We start from the raw sequence: 21,131 nt of genomic DNA, 5'->3' as shown, positions 1-21,131 counted from the left end.
ACATCAGCTGTCAAAGGCTTAGCGAATATTGCCGATCATCATCGGTGAGCCCGTCTGGTTGCCCACCAGCTCAGCCAGCATGTTGTTGACGCCATCGCTCATCGGGGTGAAGCGGGTCAGCGGCGAGCGCGTCACGACCACAAAGACGCCGACGTTGTGCTGTGGCACCATCGCCATGTAGGTGATGAAGCCGCCGCCGCCGCCGGTTTTCTGAATGATGCCCGGATGGCCCGCCTTCGGTGCCATATAAACCCAGCCCATGCCCAGCGCGTCGGCGCGTCCTGGCACGTCCATGCCTTCCACTTTGGTCAGCTGGTCGCGGCGATAAATCAGCGTTTGCAGCCGATCGATCTGCGGCGTGCGGTGATTCACCGCCGAGTTGAGGAACTGCTGCATCCAGCGTCCCATATCGTCCGGCGTGGAATACACGCCGCCGCTGCCGATGGCTGCCAGCGTGTTATTGCACGGGCTGGCCCCTTTTTCGGCAATCATCAGGCGCTGACACTGATCCGGTGATGGCGTGAAGGTGGTGTCCTTCATGCCGAGCGGACGCGTCACCAGCTGCTGCAGCAGGGCCGGATAAGGCATACCGGCGGCTTTAGCCAGCGCGTCGCCCAGCAGATCGAAGGCGAGATTGGAGTAAGCCGCCTGCGTGCCTGGCGCGGCTTTTAGCTGCGCACCGCGCAGCCACTGCCAGCGATCCGCTTTGGTTGGCCAGACAAACACCGGACGATGCGGTTTGCCGCCCGGCTGCTCGCGCGGCAGGCTGCTGGTGTGGGTGGCGAGATTGATCAGCCGAATCGGCTGGCCGTTGTACGTCGGTATGCGGGCACCCGGCGGCGCATATTTGCTCAGTGGATCGTCAAGGCGAATCTGGCCGCGCTCGGCCATCTTTACCATCACTTCGCTGGTCATCAGTTTGCTCAGCGAGGCGATACGGATCAGTGAGTCCTGCTGTGGGCGCACATTATTGCCGGGACGGGTTTCGCCAAAGCTGGCGAACACGCGCTGGTTACCGTCAATTGCCACCAGCGCCATGCCGGTTGCACCGCTGCCATAGAAAATATGCTCGGCATAGCGATCAACAATCTGCGAGGCCAGCAGCGGATCGGGCGATACCTGCGCCGCGCTGGTAAAGGGCAGCACGGCAACCATTAAGGCCAGTAAAAAAGGAGTACGTTTTTTCAACGGGAAAGCGTCCGCTATAGGAATCGGAGGAAAACCTATAGTAATCAGTTTGCGCAAAGCGGGAAGGGGGCGGGGCGGATTTTTTTCTGTATCAGGCTGTGAAATAAAACGGCCCTCTCCCGGTAGCGGGAAAGGGCCAGACACTCAGGCAGGTTTAAGCAGCGATTCGGCGTGGCTCACCACGTTCTCGACGGTAAAGCCAAAGGCCGGGAACAGCTTGCCGGCTGGCGCGGATTCGCCGAAGGTGGTCATGCCGACAATTTTGCCGTCGATGCCGACGTATTTGTACCAGTAGTCGGCAATACCGGCTTCAACCGCCACACGCGCACGCACGGTGGAAGGCAGCACCGATTCACGATAGGCCACGTCCTGTTTATCAAACACGTCAGTGCTCGGCAGCGACACCACGCGCACCTTGTGGCCGTCGGCGCTGAGTTTCGCTTCGGCGCCCAGCGTGATCTCCACTTCGGAACCGGTGGCAATCAGGATGACGTCCGGCGTGCCGTCACAATCCTTGAGGATGTAGCCACCGCGCGCGATGTTCTCTACCTGTTGCGCGCTGCGCTCCGGCTGCAGCAGGTTCTGACGCGACAGAATCAGCGCGGTCGGACCGTGATGGCGCTCAATCGCCGCTTTCCACGCTACGGCGGTCTCGACCTGATCGCACGGTCGCCAGGTGCTGAAGTTTGGCGTCACGCGCAGGCTGGCCAGCTGTTCAACCGGCTGGTGCGTCGGGCCATCTTCGCCCAGACCAATTGAGTCGTGAGTGTAGACCATAATCTGGCGCGCTTTCATCAGGGCGGCCATGCGCGCTGCGTTACGCGCGTATTCGACGAACATCAGGAAGGTGGCGGTATAAGGTACGAAGCCACCGTGATGCGCGATACCGTTGGCAATCGCCGTCATGCCAAATTCGCGTACGCCGTAATGAATGTAGTTACCGGCGTGATCCTCTTTGATCGGCTTCGAACCGGACCAGATGGTGAGGTTGCTGGGCGCGAGGTCGGCGGAACCGCCGAGGAACTCCGGCAGCAGTTTACCGAAGGCTTCCAGCGTGTTCTGTGAGGCTTTGCGGCTGGCGATTTTCTGCGGGTTAGCCTGCAGATCGCGAATGAACTGGCTGGTTTTGTTTTCCCAGTCAGCCGGCATTTCGCCCTTCAGGCGGCGGCTGAATTCGTCCGCCAGCTGCGGATGTGCCTGCTGATAAGCCGTGAACTTCTCTTCCCAGGATTTCTCCTGCGCGGCCCCGGCTTCTCTGGCATCCCACTGCTGATAAATATCCTGCGGGATTTCGAACGGACCGTAGTTCCAGCCGAGCTGTTTACGCGTCAGCGCCACTTCCTCTTCGCCCAGCGCGGCCCCGTGCGACTCCTCTTTGCCGGCCTTGTTTGGCGAGCCAAAGCCGATTACCGTGCGGCAGATAATCAGCGAAGGCTTGTCGGTGACGCTTTGCGCTTCTTTGATGGCCGCCGCGATGGCGTCCGGATCGTGGCCGTCGATGCCTTCGGCGCTGCCCACCACGTGCCAGTTATAAGCTTCAAAACGCTTGTGGGTGTCGTCGGTAAACCAGCCTTCGGTTTCGCCGTCGATGGAGATACCGTTGTGATCGTAGAAGCCAATCAGTTTGCCGAGGCCCAGCGTGCCGGCCAGCGAACAGACTTCGTGTGAGATGCCTTCCATCAGACAGCCGTCGCCCATAAACACATAGGTAAAGTGATCGACGATATCATGGCCAGGCTGGTTAAACTGGGCCGCCAGCGTGCGCTCAGCAATCGCCAGACCGACAGCGTTGGCCAGCCCCTGGCCGAGCGGGCCGGTGGTGGTTTCAACGCCCGGCGTGTAGCCAATTTCCGGATGGCCCGGCGTTTTTGAGTGCAGCTGGCGGAAGTTTTTCAGCTCTTCCAGCGGCAGATCATAGCCGGTGAGATGCAGCAGGCTATACAGCAGCATCGAGCCATGCCCGTTAGACAGAATGAAGCGATCGCGATCCGCCCAGGCCGGGTTAGTCGGGTTGTGCTTCAGGAAGTCGCGCCACAGCACTTCGGCGATATCAGCCATGCCCATCGGCATACCTGGGTGGCCGGAATTTGCTTTCTGTACCGCATCCATGCTCAGGGCGCGGATCGCGTTAGCCAACTCTCTGCGTGAAGACATAGGGTTCTCCCTTGTGATTGGGCAAAAGCGGACGGGCCGCGACCCGTCCGGCAGAAGGTGAGTTCAGGATTACAGGCGGGCGGCCAGCACGTCTTCCAGCTTCTGCTGGTCGACGGCAAACTGGCGGATACCGTCGGACAGTTTCTCCACCGCCATCGCATCCTGGTTATGCTCCCAGCGGAACTCCGCTTCGGAGAGCGGTGCCGGCTGGTGGAAGCCCTCGGTTGATGGCTCCAGTTTGCGCTCCACCGGCGCTTCGCTGTTGGCCAGCTCTTCCAGCAGATTCGGGGAGATGGTCAGGCGATCGCAGCCGGCCAGCGCCACAATCTGCTCCACTTTACGGAAGCTGGCACCCATGATGACGGTGTTGTAACGGTGCTTTTTGTAGTAGTCGTAAATACGACGCACCGATTTAACGCCCGGATCTTCGTCGACCACATACGGATCGAGCGGTTTGCGCGTGTTGTACCAGTCGTAGATTCGGCCGACAAACGGCGAAATCAGGAACACGCCGGCTTCGGCACAGGCGCGCGCCTGGGCGAAGGAGAACAGCAGCGTCAGGTTACAGTTGATGCCGTTCTTCTCCAGCTCTTCCGCCGCTTTGATGCCTTCCCAGGTGGACGCCAGTTTGATCAGAATACGTGAGCGATCGATGCCGTTCTCTTCATACAGGCGGACCAGCTTCTCCGCTTTGGTCACACACATGCCACGATCGAAAGAGAGGCGCGCATCCACTTCGGTCGAAACACGGCCCGGTACGCTTTTCAGAATTTCCATACCGAGGTTGATCGCCACTTTATCGCTGGCGTTGATGATTTGCGTCTCTTTGCTGCCGCCCTGTTTTTTCGCGTACTCAATGGCGTCATCAATCAGGTGTTTGTAAGCGTCGAGGCCGGCAGCTTTGAGGATCAGGGATGGGTTAGTGGTGGCATCTTCCGGATGGTAATGGCGAATGGATTCGATATCGCCGCTGTCCGCCACCACGGTGGTGAACTGTTTTAATGCATCTAGCTGGTTCATCGCTTAACTCCTTGATTAGCAATAATGTGGGCAAAACAGGCACCCGGGCAGTCATCGTCTTAGGTGCGCCCTTATCGGGGAAGGGAGGTTCCACACAGTGCAACAGACGCCGGATGAAGAAAATGCGTTTTCTCTGATTGTGACGTCGGGGCGCGTTTCTGATAGTCAGGCCTGCCTGATCGGTTCAGCTCAGCGTTTTGCCACCCTTAAGCATAGCAGGCTGTCCCAAAGCCGCAGGCGAAGCCGTGGCAATCCGTGCCCTGGCGACTGTGCGTTCTTTGAGCGCCTTCACCCTCTTTTGCGCCGCGCGTTCTTATACTGAGGGCTTTTCAGCCGTGCAAAAGGATGTCTGATGGACGATCAACTCAAGCAAAGCGCGCTCGATTTTCACCAATATCCCACCCCCGGAAAAATTCAGGTGTCACCCACTAAGCCGCTGGCGACGCAGCGCGATCTGGCACTGGCCTATTCCCCCGGCGTGGCGGCACCCTGTCTGGAAATTGCCGCCGATCCGCTGGCCGCGCACAAATACACCGCGCGCGGCAATCTGGTGGCGGTGATCTCCAACGGCACGGCGGTGCTGGGGCTCGGTAATATTGGCGCGCTGGCCGGCAAGCCAGTGATGGAAGGCAAGGGCGTGCTGTTCAAAAAGTTTGCCGGCATTGATGTGTTCGACATCGAAATCGACGAGCACGACCCGGACAAGCTGATTGAGGTGATTGCCGCGCTGGAACCGACGTTCGGCGGCATCAATCTCGAGGACATCAAAGCGCCGGAGTGTTTTTACATTGAGCAGCAGCTGCGGCAGCGCATGCAGATTCCGGTGTTTCATGACGATCAGCACGGCACCGCCATCATCTGTACCGCGGCAGTGCTTAACGGCCTGACTATCGTGCATAAGGCGATTGCTGACGTGCGGCTGGTAGTGTCGGGCGCTGGCGCGTCAGCCATTGCCTGCCTCAATCTGCTGGTGGCCCTTGGCATGCAGCAGAAAAATATCGTGGTGTGTGATTCAAAAGGGGTGATTTACCGCGATCGCGAAGCGGACATGACGCCGACCAAAGCCGCCTATGCCGTGGAAGATAGCGGGGCGCGCACGCTGGATGAGGTAATTGGCGGCGCGGATATTTTTCTCGGCTGCTCCGGTCCGAAAGCGCTGACGCCAGAGATGGTGCAGGAGATGGCACCAAATCCGCTGATTCTGGCGCTGGCCAATCCGGAGCCGGAGATCATGCCGCCGCTGGCGAAGCAGGTGCGGCCGGATGCGATTATCTGTACCGGGCGCTCGGATTTCCCCAATCAGGTGAATAACGTGCTGTGCTTCCCGTTCATCTTCCGCGGCGCGCTGGACGTCGGTGCCACCGCCATCAACGAAGAGATGAAGCTGGCGGCGGTGCATGCGATTGCCGCTCTGGCGCAGGCGGAACAGAGCGACGTGGTGGCGTCCGCTTACGACGATCAGGATCTGAGTTTTGGCCCGGAATACCTGATTCCCAAACCGTTCGATCCGCGTTTGATTGTGCAGATAGCCCCGGCCGTCGCCAGAGCAGCGATGGATTCCGGCGTGGCGACGCGACCGATTGCTGACTTTGACGCCTACCGCGAGCAGCTCACCGAGTTCGTGTATAAAACCAATCTGTTCATGAAGCCGATCTTCTCGCAGGCGCGCAAAGCGCCGCAGCGCGTGGTGCTGGCGGAAGGTGAAGAGGTGCGGGTGCTGCACGCCACTCAGGAGCTGGTGTCGCTCGGGCTGGCGAAGCCGATCCTGATTGGTCGTCCCAACGTGATTGCCATGCGTTTGCAGAAGCAGGGGCTGAAAATCGAGGCCGGGCGTGATTTTGAGATCGTGAACAACGAGTCCGACCCGCGCTTTAAGGAGTACTGGAATGAATATTATCAGCTGATGAAGCGGCGCGGCGTTACGCCGGAAACCGCCCAGCGCGCGGTGATTGGCAATCCCACACTGATCGGCGCCATCATGGTGCATCGCGGCGAAGCGGACGCGATGATTTGCGGCACCATCGGCGACTACCGTGAACATTACGATGTGGTGGAGAAGGTGTTTGGCTTCCGCGATGACGTCAAGGTCGCCGGGGCGATGAACGCGCTGCTGCTGCCGAGCGGCAACACATTTATTGCCGATACCTATGTGAATGAGGATCCCAGCGCTGAGCAGCTGGCGGATATCACGCTGCTGGCGGCAGAAACCGTGCGGCGTTTCGGCATCGAGCCGCGCGTGGCGCTGCTGTCGCACTCCAGTTTCGGCACTTCGAACGCCCCCGGCGCGCGGAAGATGCGCGAGGCGCTGGCGCTGATTCAGCAGCGAGCGCCGGAGCTGGAGATTGACGGCGAGATGCACGGCGATGCAGCGCTGGTGGAGAGTATTCGTCGCGAGCTGATGCCGGACAGCCCGCTGAAAGGTACCGCCAATCTGCTGATCATGCCGAACGTTGAGGCCGCACGCATCAGCTACAACCTGCTGCGCGTGTCCTGTTCGGAAGGGGTGACGGTGGGGCCGGTGCTGATGGGCATCCGCAAGCCGGTACATGTGCTGACGCGCATCGCCTCGGTGCGACGCATTGTTAACATGGTGGCGCTGGCGGTGGTGGAGGCGCAGACCGAGCCGTTGTGAGCGGCAAGCTGGCCTGATACCCGGTCGCCCTGAAGGGCGACCCTACGGGAGCGCGTTTTATCGGGTTATTTAGCAGGGTGCGCATGAATGCGCACCTGGCTTATTTTTCCAGCCCCAGCCAATCCTGCACCGGCAGGAAATCGCGGGTCAGCGCGGCTTCCGGGGAGCCGTCCGCGGGTTGATAATCATATTCCCAGCGCACCAGCGGCGGCATCGACATCAGAATCGATTCGGTGCGACCGCCGGTCTGCAAACCGAACAGCGTGCCGCGATCCCACACCAGATTGAACTCAACGTAGCGGCCCCGGCGGTAAAGCTGGAACTGACGCTCGCGCTCGCCCCACGCCAGCTCTTTGCGCTTTGCCACAATCGGCTGATAGGCCTGCATGAAACCGTTGCCGACCGCCTGCATGAAATCAAAGCAGTGATCAAAATCCGGCGTGTTCAAATCATCAAAAAACAGGCCGCCAATGCCGCGCTGCTCGTTGCGGTGTTTCAGGAAGAAGTAGTCGTCACACCACTTTTTGTAGCGCGCATAGACGTCATCGCCAAACGGCTGGCACAGATTGAACGCGGTCTGATGCCAGTGCCGGGCATCCTCTGTGAAACCGTAGTAAGGAGTGAGATCGAAACCGCCACCAAACCACCAGACCGGATCGGCGCCCGGCTTTTCGGCAATGAAAAAGCGCACGTTGGCGTGGCTGGTTGGCACATACGGATTTTCCGGGTGTACCACCAGCGACACGCCCATCGCTTCGAAGCTGCGGCCCGCCAGCTCCGGGCGGTGCGCGGTGGCTGACGCGGGCATCTGCTCGCCATACACATGGGAGAAATTAACCCCAGCCTGCTCGAACACCTTGCCATTACGCAGCACGCGGCTGCGTCCGCCGCCGCCGCCGGGGCGTTGCCAGGTGTCTTCGGCAAAGCTGGCGCTGCCGTCTTCCGCCGCCAGACCGGCGCAAATGTCATCCTGTAGCGCCAGCAGATAGGCTTTGACGCGCGAAATATCGGGATTGCTCATGGCTCACTCATTGCAAAAATTTGCCGCGATTCTAGCACAAAACGCTATCAGGCCTGGCGACGATCGTACTCATCAAAGTAATTGACGATACCGTCGGCAATCGCCCGGGCAATTTTCTGGCGAAACGCCGTGGTGCCCAACAGCTGTTCTTCACGCGGGTTGGTGATAAACGAGGTTTCCACCAGCACCGACGGGATGGACGGGGATTTTAGCACCGCGAACGCCGCCTGCTCGGTGTGCTGGCTGTGCAGGTGATGCACCGGGCGAATCTGATCCAGCACGTGTTTACCCAGCGTCAGGCTGTTGCGGATGGTATCGGTCTGTACCAGGTCGAACAGGATCTGGTTAAGGTAATTATCTTTTTCCTGCACCGCCGCGCCGCCCACTTTATCGGCATCGTTTTCGCGCTGCGACATATAGCGCGCCATGGCGCTGCTGGCACCGCGATTGGAGAGGGCAAACACTGATGCCCCGTTGGCTTCCGGGCTGGTGTAGCCGTCGGCGTGAATCGACATAAACAGGTTGGCGCCGTGCTGATGCGCAATCTCCACGCGCTGGTAGAGCGGAATGAAGTGGTCGCTGTCGCGCGTCAGCCGCACTTCCACCTTCGGGTGATTCTGCAGTAGCGTACGCACGGTATTGGCGATCTCCAGTACGATGTGCTTCTCTTCTGAGCCTTCCTGACCCACCGCACCAGAATCAATGCCGCCGTGACCGGGATCGATCATCACAATGCGCTTGCCGCTGGTGGCCGGTTTCGGCGGTGTATGGCGTGCGCTGACGGGCACTGCCGCGCGCGTTTCCTGCGCCTGGACCGCGCGCGGCGACAGCACCGCCAGCGCCAGGCCGGAGAGGATCAGCTGGCGGCGATTGGTCAGGCGCCGCAACAGTGAAATCTTGTTCATTAACATGTCCCTGAGAGTAAACCTGCCCCGTGTTATAGCCTAAGCGCCGTCCGGCGGCGACTGCCGAACCATTTCAGGACATTACTTTGTATTTCAGGCCGCGAATCGCTATTTAGCCGTTTTTTTCAGCCGTTGCGCCCTGCGAGGGTTGCGCCTGGCAAAGAATGCGTGATAATCAGCGAATTGTGCCTCATTGCAGGGTAACGCCGATGGAAATCCGCTCCTTCCGCCAGGAAGATTTTGAAGAAGTCATTACGCTCTGGGAGCGTTGCGATCTGTTACGGCCGTGGAACGATCCGGAACTCGACATCGAACGCAAAATGAACCATGACCCGGAGCTGTTTCTGGTGGCTGAGGTAGGCGGCGAGGTCGTGGGCACGCTGATGGGCGGCTACGATGGCCATCGCGGCTCCGCCTACTATCTGGCGGTGCATCCTGATTATCAGGGCCGGGGATTTGCCAATGCGCTGATGAACCGGCTGGAGAAAAAGCTGATTGCGCGCGGCTGCCCGAAAATCCATCTGATGGTGCGCGAAGAGAACGATCAGGTGGTGGCTTTCTACGAGAAGCTGGATTACGAGCCGGTCGACTCGCTGCTGCTGGGCAAACGCCTGATTGAAGACCGCGAATACTGATTCCACGCGTCGCGCGGCCGGATTTCTGCCCGCCATGCAGCACCGCGAATAAACTTTTTGCCGGTTTGCGACTCCAACAGGCACGCCAGTCGGCACAAAAGAAAGGAGTTTGCATGAAAGTTGTTCGTCCCGCCCTGCTGGTCAGCGCCCTGGTGCTGGCCGGTTGCGCCAGTTCCGGTTCCTCTTCCTCTGCCAGCACCAGCGAAAGTCACTGGTACAATCCGCTCAGCTATCACTGGTCGGCGCTCAATCCGTTCAGCTGGTTTGGCAGTTCGCTCACCGTCACCGAGCAGGGCGTCGCCGGGCTGAACAGCAACACGGCAATGTCGGAGTCCGCCATTAGCGCCGCGCTGAACAATGATTATCAGCTGCGTCAGGGCATGCGCACGCAGAACGGGCAGGTGGTGGATTTCTGGCAGGCGCTGGATGACGGTAAGGTTAAGCTGGTGATCAATGGCCAGCGCAGCGTCGAGCGCATTGAAGTGCTCGATAGCGACGCGCGCAGCGCCGACGGCAGTAAAATCGGTGATGCGTTCAGCGATAAATTCAGCAAAGCGTTTGATAACTGCAAAATGGTTGCCGGGCTGGATGTGCGCGATGTTGAGTGTCGCGCGCCGGGTAGTCAGCATATCGCCTATATCTACAGCGGCGAGTGGCACGGTCCGACCGGGCTGATGCCGTCAGATGATACGTTAAAAAGCTGGAAAATCAGTAAGATCGTCTGGCAGCGTTAACTGGCGAAAAAATTGCGTTAACGCATCTTCTGCGCAGGGCTTTCCGGTATGATACCGGCGAAAAAACGCCGTTAACTTTTATGCCGGAGAGCATTGTCATGTCTCAGTTTCAGAGCGGAATCCTGCTGGAGCACCGCCGTTTCGCCATTTGGCTGGAAGCCCGCGCCACCGGCGACCTCGCTGCGCTGCGTCAGGGTTGCCACGCCTTTCTGCAACAGCTGGCTGCGCTGCAGCAGCAATTCCCGGACGCCGGTCTCGGTGCGGTCATCGCCTTTGGTGATGCGCTGTGGCGCGATCTGCAGGGCACCGACTCAGCTCCCGAACTCAAAGCTTTCACGCCGCTCGGCAAAGGTGCGGCACCGGCGACCCAGCGCGATCTGTTGATCCATATTCAGTCGCTGCGTCACGACGTGAACTTTTCGCTGGCGCAGGCAGCGCTGACGGCGTTCGCCGGCGCGGTCGCCATTGAAGAAGAGACGCACGGTTTCCGCTGGGTCGAAGATCGCGATCTTTCCGGTTTTGTTGATGGCACCGAAAACCCGCAGGGCGAGGCGCGCCAGCAGGTGGCGATCATTGCTGATGGCGCGGATGCCGGCGGCAGCTATGTGTTTACCCAGCGCTGGGAGCACAACCTGCCGCAGTTCAACCGGCTGGCGATTGATAAGCAGGAAGCGATTATTGGCCGCACCAAACAGGACAATGAAGAGCTGCCGGGCGATCAGCGGCCGGCGACGTCGCACCTGAGCCGCGTGGATTTGAAAGAAGCGGGCAAAGGCCTGAAGATTCTGCGCCAGAGCCTGCCGTACGGCACCGCCAGCGGTCGCCACGGTCTCTATTTTATTTCGTACTGTCATCGCCTGTATAACATCGAGCAGCAGCTGCTGAGCATGTTTGGCGAGCGCGACGGTAAGATGGATGCCATGTTACGGTTCACCAAACCGGTGAGCGGCAGCTACTTCTTTGCCCCTTCGCTGACGGCGCTGCAGGCGCTGTCACGTTAATCCACAGCGTTTTACCGGTGCGCCGCCGTGCGCACCACATCCCCGCTTGACGCGGCTCAGTTAATCCCGCCCTGCGCATAAACTCTGCCGCTGGCTTATGCCTTTTTAGACTTTGAAATCCCTAAACGATATATAAAACCGTTACAGCTTTCGCCAGAGTTATAAATACACTGACAGCATCTAATGGCATAGGCTCGAACTCCATTTCTCAGGGTGCAGCATGACACGTTCGGTTTCGAAAAAATGGCTTGGCGGTATAGCGCTGTCGCTGAGTTTAGCGGGCGCGGCACAGGCAACAGAGCTGCTCAATAGCTCTTACGATGTGTCACGTGAACTGTTTGTTGCCCTGAATGCGCCGTTTGAACAGCAGTGGGATGCGGCGCACCCTGACGACAAGCTGACCATTAAACAGTCACATGCCGGCTCCTCCAAACAGGCGCTGGCCATTCTGCAGGGGCTGCGTGCCGATGTCGTGACCTATAATCAGGTGACCGATGTGCAGGTGCTGCACGACAAAGGTAACCTGATCCCGGCCGACTGGCAGAGCCGTCTGCCCAACAGCAGCTCACCGTTTTATTCCACCATGGCGTTCCTGGTGCGCAAGGGAAATCCCAAGCAGATTTACGACTGGGCCGATCTGGCGCGCGATAACGTGAAACTGATTTTCCCGAATCCGAAAACCTCCGGTAACGGCCGTTACACCTATCTGGCCGCGTGGGGCGCTGCCGACCAGGCGGACGGCAAAGATCAGGCCAAAACCGAAGCGTTTATGACCAGGTTCCTGAAAAACGTCGAAGTGTTTGATACCGGCGGCCGTGGTGCCACCACCACCTTCGCCGAGCGCGGGCTGGGTGATGTGCTGATCAGCTTTGAATCGGAAGTGAACAATATCCGTAATCAGTACGGTAAAGACCAATACGAAGTGATTGTGCCGAAAACCAATATCCTCGCTGAATTCCCGGTCGCGTGGGTCGATAAGAACGTCGAACACAACGGCACGGCGGAAGCGGCGAAAGCCTATCTTAACTACCTCTACACGCCGCAGGCGCAGAAAATCATCACCGGCTTTTACTATCGCGTGAATAACCCGCAGCTGATGGCGGAGCAGAAAGATCGCTTCCCGCAGACTGCGCTGTTCAATGTTAATGACGCGTTTGGCGGCTGGCCGCAGGTGATGAAAACCCACTTCGCCAGCGGCGGTGAGCTGGATAGATTACTGGCAGCGGGGCGCGGCTGATGTTGGCTTCTGCACAGAAACGCGTTCTGCCCGGATTTGGTCTCAGCCTCGGCACCAGCCTGCTGTTTACCTGCCTGATTCTGCTGCTGCCGATCAGCGCGCTGATCATGCAGCTGTCGCAGATGACGCTGGCGCAGTACTGGCAGGTGATCAGCAATCCGCAACTGGTGGCGGCGTATAAAGTCACGCTGCTGTCAGCGGGCGTGGCCTCGCTGTTTAACGCGGTGTTTGGCATGCTGATGGCGTGGATTCTGACCCGCTATCGCTTTCCCGGCCGTACGCTGCTGGATGGCCTGATGGACCTGCCGTTTGCGCTGCCGACGGCGGTGGCCGGCCTGACGCTGGCCGGGCTGTTTTCGGTTAACGGCTGGTACGGTCAGTGGCTGGCACATTTTGATATCAAAGTGTCTTACACCTGGCTCGGTATCGCGGTGGCGATGGCGTTCACCAGCATTCCGTTTGTGGTGCGTACCGTGCAGCCAGTGCTGGAAGAGTTAGGCCCGGAGTATGAGGAAGCGGCGGAAACCCTCGGTGCCACGCCGTGGCAGAGTTTCCGGCGCGTGGTGCTGCCGGAAGTCGCGCCGGCGCTGCTGGCCGGGACCGCGCTGTCGTTTACCCGCAGCCTCGGTGAATTTGGCGCGGTGATCTTTATCGCCGGTAACATCGCCTGGAAAACTGAAGTGACCTCGCTGATGATTTTTGTTCGCCTGCAGGAGTTTGATTATCCGGCCGCCAGCGCCATCGCTTCGGTGATCCTCGCGGCGTCGTTGCTGCTGCTGTTTGCGATTAACACCCTGCAGAGCCGCTTTGGCCGCCGTCTGGGAGGTCACTGATGGCTGAGATTTCACAGATCAATCATGCCGAGCGTCAGCCGGTGAACTGGGGCAAATGGCTGCTGATCGGCATTGGCGTGCTGGTATCGATTGGCCTGCTGGTGGTGCCGATGGTCTCCATCTTCTGGGAGGCGCTGGGGCAGGGCATCGGCAAGGCCTTTAGCAACCTGCAGGATGGGGACATGCTGCATGCTATCTGGCTGACGGTGCTGGTGGCGCTGATTACCGTGCCGGTAAACCTGGTGTTCGGCACGCTGCTGGCCTGGCTGGTGACGCGCTTCACTTTCCCCGGTCGCCAGCTGCTGCTGACGCTGTTCGATATTCCGTTTGCCGTGTCGCCGGTGGTGGCCGGTCTGATGTATCTGCTGTTCTGGGGTGTGAACGGCCCGGCTGGCGGCTGGCTTGATGCGCACAACATCCAGGTGATGTTTGCCTGGCCGGGTATGGTGCTGGCAACGATTTTCGTCACCTGTCCGTTTGTGGTGCGCGAGCTGGTGCCGGTGATGCTGAGCCAGGGCAGCCACGAAGATGAAGCCGCCGTGCTGCTGGGCGCGTCTGGCTGGCAGATGTTCCGCCGCGTAACGCTGCCAAACATTCGCTGGGCGCTGCTGTACGGCGTGGTGCTGACCAACGCGCGCGCCATCGGCGAATTTGGTGCGGTATCGGTAGTGTCCGGCTCGATTCGCGGCGAAACCTATACCTTACCTTTACAGGTGGAATTACTGCATCAGGATTACAACACCGTGGGCGCTTTTACCGCCGCCGCGCTGCTGACCCTGATGGCAATTGTGACGCTGTTTCTAAAAAGCGTGGTGCAGTGGCGATTAGAGCATCAGCAGAAGCGCCAACAGGAGGAAAATCATGAGCATTGAGATTAAACACATTAATAAAGCATTTGGCCGCACGCCGGTGCTGAACGATATCTCTCTGGATATTCCTTCCGGCAAGATGGTGGCGCTGCTCGGACCGTCCGGTTCAGGTAAAACCACGCTGCTGCGCATTATCGCCGGGCTGGAGCACCAGAACAGCGGGCAGATTCATTTTCATGGCAAAGACGTCAGCCGCACGCACGCGCGCGATCGTCAGGTCGGCTTTGTGTTTCAGCACTATGCGCTGTTCCGCCATATGACGGTGTTCGACAACATCGCCTTTGGTCTGACGGTGCTGCCGCGCCGCGAGCGTCCGAACAGCGCCGAAATTAAGCAGCGCGTTACCCGTCTGCTGGAGATGGTACAGCTGGCACATCTGGCCAACCGCTACCCGGCTCAGCTCTCCGGTGGACAGAAACAGCGCGTGGCGCTGGCGCGTGCGCTGGCGGTTGAGCCGCAGATTCTGCTGCTGGACGAACCCTTTGGCGCGCTGGATGCCCAGGTGCGTAAAGAGCTGCGCCGCTGGCTGCGTCAGCTGCATGAAGAGCTGAAATTTACCAGCGTGTTTGTGACCCACGACCAGGAAGAAGCGATGGAAGTGGCGGATAGCGTGGTGGTAATGAGTCAGGGCAATATTGAGCAGGTGGGCGCACCGGATGACGTGTGGCGTGAGCCCGCAACCCGCTTCGTGCTGGAGTTCCTCGGCGAAGTGAACCGCTTTGATGGCGAAGTGCACGGCTCGCAGTTCCATGTGGGCGCGCATCGCTGGCCGCTGGGCTATACGCCAGCGCATCAGGGCGACGTGGAGCTGTTCCTGCGTCCGTGGGAAGTGGACGTGTCACGCCAGAGTAGCCTGGAGACGCCGTTACCGGTGCAGGTGCTGGAGATCAGTCCGCGTGGCCACTTCTGGCAGCTGGTGGTTCAGCCCGTCGGCTGGCAGAGCGAGCCAATCTCGGTGGTATTCGCCGGTGAACAGACGGCGCCGATCCGCGGCGAACGGCTATTTGTTGGTCTGCAACAGGCACGTATCTACCAGGGCACCACGCCGCTGCGCCCGGTTGCCTTTGCCGAAAGCGCCTGATATTTTTGTCACTCCTTCGGGCGGGATTTTCCCGCCCGATTTATTTGTACTCCTTTCGGCTGGAATGACACCGTGACCACTCTGGAAAACACCATCGGCAATACGCCGCTGATTAAGTTGCAGCGCCTGACGCCGGATAACGGCAGCGAAATCTGGCTCAAGCTGGAAGGCAACAATCCGGCAGGTTCGGTGAAAGATCGCGCAGCCTGGTCGATGATCCACCATGCTGAGTTGCGGGGTGAAATCCAGCCCGGCGACACGCTGATTGAGGCCACCAGCGGCAATACCGGCATTGCGCTGGCGATGATTGCCGCGCTGAAAGGCTACCGGTTACGCCTGCTGATGCCGGAGAACATGAGCCAGGAGCGTCAGGATGCGATGCGCGCCTACGGGGCTGAGCTGGTTTTGGTGACCCGCGAGCAGGGCATGGAGGGCGCGCGCGATCTGGCGCAGGCCATGGCGCAGCGCGGCGAAGGCAAAGTGCTGGATCAGTTTAATAATCCCGACAACCCGCTCGGTCACTATCTCACCACCGGTCCGGAGATCTGGCAGCAAAGCCACGGTCGTATGACACATTTTGTCTCCAGCATGGGCACCACCGGCACCATCAGTGGCGTCGGGCGCTATCTGAAAGAGTTTGCTCCGGCGGTGAAAGTGATTGGTTTGCAGCCGCAGGAGGGCAGCAGTATCCCCGGTATTCGTCGCTGGCCGGCGGCCTATCTGCCGGGGATTTTTCGCCCGGAACTGGTGGATGAAGTGATAGATATGGCACAGCAGGAGGCGGAAGAGACCATGCGCGCGCTGGCGCAGCGCGAAGGCATTTTCTGCGGCGTCAGTTCAGGTGGGGCTGTGGCTGGCGCATTGCGCATCGCGACGGCGCAGCCGGGCAGTGTGGTTGTCGCCATTGTCTGCGATCGCGGCGATCGCTATCTCTCCACCGGTGTTTTTCACCGCTAGTTCCCCCCGCCTGTTTCTGGCTTCGTGCGCCCTGTGACGCGGCGTACGGGCCATTTTTGTCTATAGTCTCCCTAAGCATGTTCTGACGCGGTCACTGTAAGGATCGCGTAAAACCGGCTGCTTTCCCGCGGCACTCAGGACAAAATAGCGGCAATTTTGTACGAGAGAAAAAGATGAAAATCCTGCTTGTTGATGATGATGTTGAACTTGGCACCATGCTGAGCCAGTACCTGATTGCCGAAGGTTTTGAAACCCAGCTGGTGCTGACCGGCAGCGCCGGGATTGAAGGGGCGTTATCCGGACACTACACCGCGATGATTCTCGACATCATGCTGCCGGATATGAGCGGTATTGATGTGCTGCGTCAGGTGCGGCAGAACAGCCGCCTGCCGGTGATTATGCTGACGGCGAAGGGCGACAATATCGACCGCGTTATCGGCCTGGAGATGGGCGCGGACGACTACGTGCCCAAACCCTGCTATCCGCGCGAACTGGTGGCGCGTCTGCGCGCAGTGCTGCGTCGCTTTGAAGATCAGGCACCGGTGCCGGATAAGAAAGAGGTCCTGCGCTGGGGCGATCTCAGCCTGAACCCGGCTACGCGTATCACGGAGTGGCAGGGCAAAGCTTTTGATCTCACCGCGTCGGAGTTCAATCTGCTGGATCTGCTGCTGCGCGCACCGGACCGCGTGGTGTCCAAAGATGAGCTGTCGGAGAAGGGGCTGGGCCGTCCGCGTGAAGCTTACGATCGCAGCGTGGATGTGCACATCAGCAATATCCGTCAGAAGCTGGCTGCGCTGACCGCAGACAGCGTGAATATTGAAACCGTGCGCAGCATTGGTTATCGCATTCGATGAAACACAGCTACCGTGGCCGCATGTTCTGGAAGATCCTGCTGGGCTTCTGGATTGTGTTTGTGATTATCAGCCAGCTGCTGTGGCTGGGCTTTACCTTGTCAGGAAACCGTCACGAGCCGCCGGAGATTGTGGCGGTACGTCGGATCGTTAATCTGCAAATGGCTTCGGCGGTGTCGGTACTGGAGCGCGGCGGCCCCAGCTCGCTCGACGATATGATGGCGGACTGGGAGCCGAACGATCGCCAGTTTTTCTCGGTGATTCAGCACGCCAGACCGGCCACTACGCCGGACAATGCGCCGCCGGAGACCTTTAATCAGCCGTTTCACGGCCCGTTTCCGCAGGTGATTGTGCGCTGGGTGAAGGGCGCTGACGGTAAAGAGTACGAACTGCGCTATGACGTAAAAGGGCTGCGTGAAGACAGTTCAATGGGCGGCGGAGGCCCGCGTCGTATTCTGAATATCCCCGAGCCGATGTTTACCTTTGCAGGCGCGCTGGGGCTGCTGTTCAGTCTGCTGCTGGCGTGGAACCTGACGCGGCCAATGCGTCAGCTGCGCGAGGGGTTTGCCCGCGTGTCGCGCGGTGATTTGTCGGTGCGGCTCTATCCGGTGATGCGTCGACGCCATGATGAGCTGTCGATTGTGGCCCAGGATTTTGATGCGATGGTGGAGCGGCTGGATACGCTGGTGAAAGCGCGTGAAGAGCTGCTGCACGATATCTCCCACGAGCTGCGCTCCCCGCTGGCGCGCCTGCAATTAGCCACCGGTCTGGCGCGTCAGACGCCGGAGTCGGTAGCATCCTCACTGAATCGCATCGACGAGGAGGCGCGGCGTCTGGATAAGATGATCGGCGAACTGCTGACGCTGTCGCGCGCTGAGCATGAGAGCATGCCTGGCGAGCAGTATTTTGATCTGACCGGTCTGCTGCATGCGGTGGTAACCGATGTGCGCTACGAAGCGCAGATCCCCGGTGTGCACGTAGATTTTCTGGTGGATGAGAACGCGGATTACACCGTGCGCGGTAATGCTGAGCTGATCCGCCGCGGCGTGGAGAACGTGCTGCGCAACGCGCTGCGTTTCTCGCATCAGGGGCAGCATATCAGCGTACAGTTGCAGGCGGAGAATCAGTGGCTGGCGATTCGCGTGCGCGATCAGGGGCCGGGCGTGGATGATGAGAAGCTGTCGAGTATCTTCGATCCGTTCGTTCGGGTGAATTCGCCGCTGATGGGCAAAGGCTACGGGCTGGGGCTGTCGATCGTGCGCAAAGTGGTTCTGGCCCATCACGGCGAAGTTCAGGCGGTGAATCGTCCAGAAGGCGGGCTGGAAGTGACGCTGCGGCTGCCGCGCTGGAAGCAGGCGTAAATCATCACGTCAGGCGCAGGCGGTCAGGACGACCGGACAGATCGCAAAGACGGCATAAACCGTCCCTGGGCCTCGTCCCGCGCCATCCATGGCGCGGGACGCTTTGCTCCTCTGCCCGGTCGTCCTGCCCTCAAACAGGCACGGTGCGCTTTGCCAGAAGCGCTCGCCTGCAAATCATTCATCAGCGTGTGAAAAAACAAAAACGGCACCCATTGGGTGCCGTTTTCACGCAATCAGCGCGGTTTACTTCCTGATGCGGATAACCGGCGTTTCGCCCACGGTAACCTGACCGGAGAGTTTCACCAGGTCTTTGATCTCATCCATATTCGAGATCACGACCGGGGTCAGCGTGGATTTGGCTTTCTCTTCCAGCAGCGGCAGATCAAACTCGATCACCACATCGCCTTTTTTCACTTTCTGGCCTTCTTCAGCGATGCGTTTGAAGCCTTCACCTTTCAGTTCTACCGTGTCGATACCGAAGTGCACGAACAGTTCGATGCCGTTATCAGACTCGATAGAAAACGCGTGGTTGGTTTCGAAAATCTTGCCGATAGTACCATCCACTGGTGCAACCATTTTGTTGCCAGTAGGTTTGATGGCGATACCATCACCGACGATTTTCTCTGCGAATACCACATCAGGTACGTCTTCGATATTCACGATTTCGCCTGACAGAGGCGCAACGATATCAATAGTCCCTGACGCGCTCTCTGATTTATCGCCAAAAAGTTTAGAAAACAAACCCATGATCTTCTCCTAAGCAGTAATTTGGGGCCAGCGTCTCGTGGATCAGCAGAGCGTTTTTTCTTTGATGAACTTGTTCACCAGGTTCATCAAATCTTCCGCTGTGGGTTGAGCCAGAGCCTGCTCTGCCAGTGCCTTCGCATCTTCGAAATTGGTATTGCGAATGATCTTCTTGATGCTTGGGATTGAAATGGCACTCATGCTGAATTCGTCCAGCCCCATTCCCAGTAACAGTAGTGTAGCACGTTCATCACCAGCCAGCTCACCACACATGCCGGTCCATTTCCCTTCGGCATGTGATGCGTCGATCACTTGCTTAATGAGGCCCAGTACAGATGGCGTCATTGGGTTATAGAGGTGTGAAATCAAATCATTACCACGATCGACCGCCAGAGTATACTGCGTCAGGTCATTTGTCCCAATACTAAAGAAGTCGACTTCTTTCGCCAGATGGCGGGCAATCACTGCGGAAGCCGGGGTTTCCACCATGATGCCCACTTCAATGGACTCATCAAAGGCTTTACCTTCTTCACGCAGCTGTGCCTTCAGCATCTCCAGCTCAGCCTTCAGGAAGCGCACTTCTTCAACCGAGATGATCATCGGGAACATGATGCGCAGTTTGCCGAAGGAAGACGCACGCAGAATGGCGCGCAGCTGGGCATGCAAAATCTCTTTACGGTCCATGGCGATACGAATCGCACGCCAGCCGAGGAACGGGTTCTCTTCTTTTGGCAGGTTCATGTACGGCAGATCTTTGTCGCCGCCGATGTCCATGGTGCGCACGATCACGGCCTGGGAACCCATCGCTTCCGCCACGGCTTTGTAAGCCTGGAACTGCTCTTCTTCGCTTGGCAGCGAATCGCGGTCCATGAACAGGAATTCAGTACGGTACAGACCAACACCTTCCGCGCCGTTGCGCTCAGCACCGGCGACATCACGCACGGTACCGATGTTGGCACACACTTCAACCTGATGGCCGTCCAGCGTAATCGCTGGCAGATCTTTCAGTTTCGCCAGCTCGTGCTTCTCAGACAGATACTGCGTCTGAATCGCTTTCAGCTCTTCCTGCACGTCGTCGGTCGGATTGACGTAAATCTTGTTGTTTACGCCATCGATAATCAGGAAATCACCGTTTTTCACGGTAGCGGTCACGTTGCCGGTGCCGACAATTGCAGGCAGCTCCAGCGAACGCGCCATAATCGAGGTGTGTGAAGTACGACCACCCAGATCGGTAATAAAGCCCAGCACCTTTTTCAGGTTCAGCTGTGCGGTTTCGGATGGCGTCAGATCTTTCGCCACCAGAATGGATTCGTCAGCAATGGCGCTCAGGTCAACGATATGCAGACCCAGAATGTTCTGCAGCAGACGCTTGCCGATGTCTCGTACGTCAGCCGCGCGCTCTTTCAGATATTCGTCGTCGAGCTCTTCCAGCGCTTTCGCCTGGCCTTCAACCACAGAGTGGGCAGCGGCGTCAGCGGTTACGTGATCTTTTTTAATCAGGTCGATGATTTCCTGCTCAAGCTCTTCGTCTTCGAGCAGCATGATGTGACCTTCAAAGATCGCCGCTTTCTCTTCACCGAAGGTTTCACCGGCTTTCACACGGATGGCTTCAAGCTGCCCGGCTGCTTTGCTGCGACCGTCGAGGAAGCGCTGAACTTCCTGCTCAACCTGGTCGTCAGTAATCTTTTTACGGCTGATGACGATCTCGTCTTCCTTCAGCAGCAGTGCTTTGCCGAAAGCGATACCCGGTGATGCTAAAATGCCTGAAATCATAACCCTACCTTTTAATCACGATGGCTCATTGACCCAATGCGTTGCCACTGTCGCGGAGCAGTACTCTAAGGAAGCAATAACGCGGACAGGTTGTCCGCGATCAACATAATTGCACTCAATGGGGCAAAGGAGTCG

General features: G+C 58.7%; 18 protein-coding genes. 11 read left to right on the top strand and 7 right to left on the bottom strand.

Translation table 11 applies throughout. The features are described 5' to 3' along the window. Window positions 1-18: 18 nt before the first annotated feature. From ampH to tal, 3 genes are all read right to left on the bottom strand, one after another. Window positions 19-1,188 carry a D-alanyl-D-alanine-carboxypeptidase/endopeptidase AmpH gene (ampH, locus tag CBW22_RS15375; RefSeq protein ID WP_088517113.1) on the bottom strand — a complete coding sequence of 390 codons (1,170 nt, stop codon included), beginning with the start codon at window positions 1,186-1,188 and terminating at the stop codon, window positions 19-21. Between the two features lie 144 nt (window positions 1,189-1,332). Further along, entirely contained in the window at window positions 1,333-3,342 is a 2,010-nt protein-coding gene (tkt, locus tag CBW22_RS15370) for a transketolase (protein ID WP_031279807.1), read from the bottom strand. 69 nt (window positions 3,343-3,411) lie between these two features. Beyond that, window positions 3,412-4,362, bottom strand: a complete 951-nt coding sequence (tal, locus tag CBW22_RS15365; RefSeq protein WP_021508067.1) for a transaldolase — start codon at window positions 4,360-4,362, stop codon at window positions 3,412-3,414. 352 nt (window positions 4,363-4,714) lie between these two features. Between tal and maeB the strand changes: the two genes are divergently transcribed. Then, on the top strand, window positions 4,715-6,994 hold the full coding sequence (maeB, locus tag CBW22_RS15360; protein WP_088517112.1) for an NADP-dependent oxaloacetate-decarboxylating malate dehydrogenase: 2,280 nt from the start codon (window positions 4,715-4,717) through the stop codon (window positions 6,992-6,994). A gap of 100 nt (window positions 6,995-7,094) precedes the next feature. Here maeB and hemF read toward each other — a convergent pair whose 3' ends face one another. Both hemF and amiA read right to left on the bottom strand, forming a co-directional pair. Then, the gene (gene hemF, locus CBW22_RS15355) at window positions 7,095-8,015 is read right to left on the bottom strand and encodes an oxygen-dependent coproporphyrinogen oxidase (protein ID WP_088517111.1); all 921 of its coding nucleotides are present in this window, start codon (window positions 8,013-8,015) and stop codon (window positions 7,095-7,097) included. 47 nt (window positions 8,016-8,062) lie between these two features. Beyond that, on the bottom strand, window positions 8,063-8,920 hold the full coding sequence (gene amiA, locus CBW22_RS15350) for an N-acetylmuramoyl-L-alanine amidase AmiA (RefSeq protein WP_021508070.1): 858 nt from the start codon (window positions 8,918-8,920) through the stop codon (window positions 8,063-8,065). A gap of 209 nt (window positions 8,921-9,129) precedes the next feature. On the opposite strand from amiA, the gene CBW22_RS15345 reads away from it, so the two are divergent. The 10 genes from CBW22_RS15345 to CBW22_RS15300 all read left to right on the top strand — a co-directional run bounded on the left by CBW22_RS15345 (window position 9,130) and on the right by CBW22_RS15300 (window position 18,479). Beyond that, window positions 9,130-9,555, top strand: a complete 426-nt coding sequence (locus tag CBW22_RS15345) for a GNAT family acetyltransferase (RefSeq protein WP_021508071.1) — start codon at window positions 9,130-9,132, stop codon at window positions 9,553-9,555. Between the two features lie 113 nt (window positions 9,556-9,668). Continuing rightward, window positions 9,669-10,289, top strand: coding sequence for an RpoE-regulated lipoprotein (locus CBW22_RS15340; protein ID WP_058770813.1), 621 nt, complete (start codon window positions 9,669-9,671; stop codon window positions 10,287-10,289). Between the two features lie 98 nt (window positions 10,290-10,387). After that, complete coding sequence (locus tag CBW22_RS15335) at window positions 10,388-11,290, top strand: Dyp-type peroxidase (protein ID WP_088517110.1); 903 nt, start codon at window positions 10,388-10,390, stop codon at window positions 11,288-11,290. A 220-nt stretch (window positions 11,291-11,510) separates the two neighbouring features. Then, complete coding sequence (locus CBW22_RS15330) at window positions 11,511-12,527, top strand: sulfate ABC transporter substrate-binding protein (RefSeq protein ID WP_088517109.1); 1,017 nt, start codon at window positions 11,511-11,513, stop codon at window positions 12,525-12,527. Beyond that, complete coding sequence (gene cysT / locus CBW22_RS15325) at window positions 12,527-13,360, top strand: sulfate/thiosulfate ABC transporter permease CysT (protein WP_021508075.1); 834 nt, start codon at window positions 12,527-12,529, stop codon at window positions 13,358-13,360. Before CBW22_RS15330 ends, cysT begins: the two co-directional genes overlap by 1 nt. Beyond that, on the top strand, window positions 13,360-14,232 hold the full coding sequence (gene cysW / locus CBW22_RS15320; protein WP_021508076.1) for a sulfate/thiosulfate ABC transporter permease CysW: 873 nt from the start codon (window positions 13,360-13,362) through the stop codon (window positions 14,230-14,232). The genes cysT and cysW overlap by 1 nt, the downstream gene beginning before the upstream one ends. Next, on the top strand, window positions 14,222-15,310 hold the full coding sequence (gene cysA / locus CBW22_RS15315) for a sulfate/thiosulfate ABC transporter ATP-binding protein CysA (RefSeq protein WP_058770811.1): 1,089 nt from the start codon (window positions 14,222-14,224) through the stop codon (window positions 15,308-15,310). The genes cysW and cysA overlap by 11 nt, the downstream gene beginning before the upstream one ends. A gap of 72 nt (window positions 15,311-15,382) precedes the next feature. Further along, complete coding sequence (cysM, locus tag CBW22_RS15310; protein ID WP_058758351.1) at window positions 15,383-16,267, top strand: cysteine synthase CysM; 885 nt, start codon at window positions 15,383-15,385, stop codon at window positions 16,265-16,267. 173 nt (window positions 16,268-16,440) lie between these two features. Beyond that, window positions 16,441-17,121, top strand: coding sequence for a response regulator transcription factor (locus CBW22_RS15305; RefSeq protein ID WP_021508079.1), 681 nt, complete (start codon window positions 16,441-16,443; stop codon window positions 17,119-17,121). Next, window positions 17,118-18,479 (top strand): ATP-binding protein, encoded by a 1,362-nt coding sequence (locus CBW22_RS15300; protein WP_021508080.1) that lies wholly within the window; start codon window positions 17,118-17,120, stop codon window positions 18,477-18,479. Before CBW22_RS15305 ends, CBW22_RS15300 begins: the two co-directional genes overlap by 4 nt. A gap of 243 nt (window positions 18,480-18,722) precedes the next feature. Here CBW22_RS15300 and crr read toward each other — a convergent pair whose 3' ends face one another. Both crr and ptsI read right to left on the bottom strand, forming a co-directional pair. Then, window positions 18,723-19,226 carry a PTS glucose transporter subunit IIA gene (crr, locus tag CBW22_RS15295; protein WP_010617547.1) on the bottom strand — a complete coding sequence of 168 codons (504 nt, stop codon included), beginning with the start codon at window positions 19,224-19,226 and terminating at the stop codon, window positions 18,723-18,725. Window positions 19,227-19,268: 42 nt separating this feature from the next. Next, the gene (ptsI, locus tag CBW22_RS15290; RefSeq protein WP_021508081.1) at window positions 19,269-20,996 is read right to left on the bottom strand and encodes a phosphoenolpyruvate-protein phosphotransferase PtsI; all 1,728 of its coding nucleotides are present in this window, start codon (window positions 20,994-20,996) and stop codon (window positions 19,269-19,271) included. Between the last annotated feature and the right edge of the window lie 135 nt (window positions 20,997-21,131).

The sequence above is a fragment of the Pantoea sp. VS1 genome (assembly GCF_002207995.1).
Classification (GTDB): Bacteria; Pseudomonadota; Gammaproteobacteria; order Enterobacterales; family Enterobacteriaceae; genus Pantoea; species Pantoea dispersa.
The sequence above is the reverse complement of the archived record's forward strand: the minus strand, read 5'-3'. Positions and strand labels throughout refer to the sequence as shown.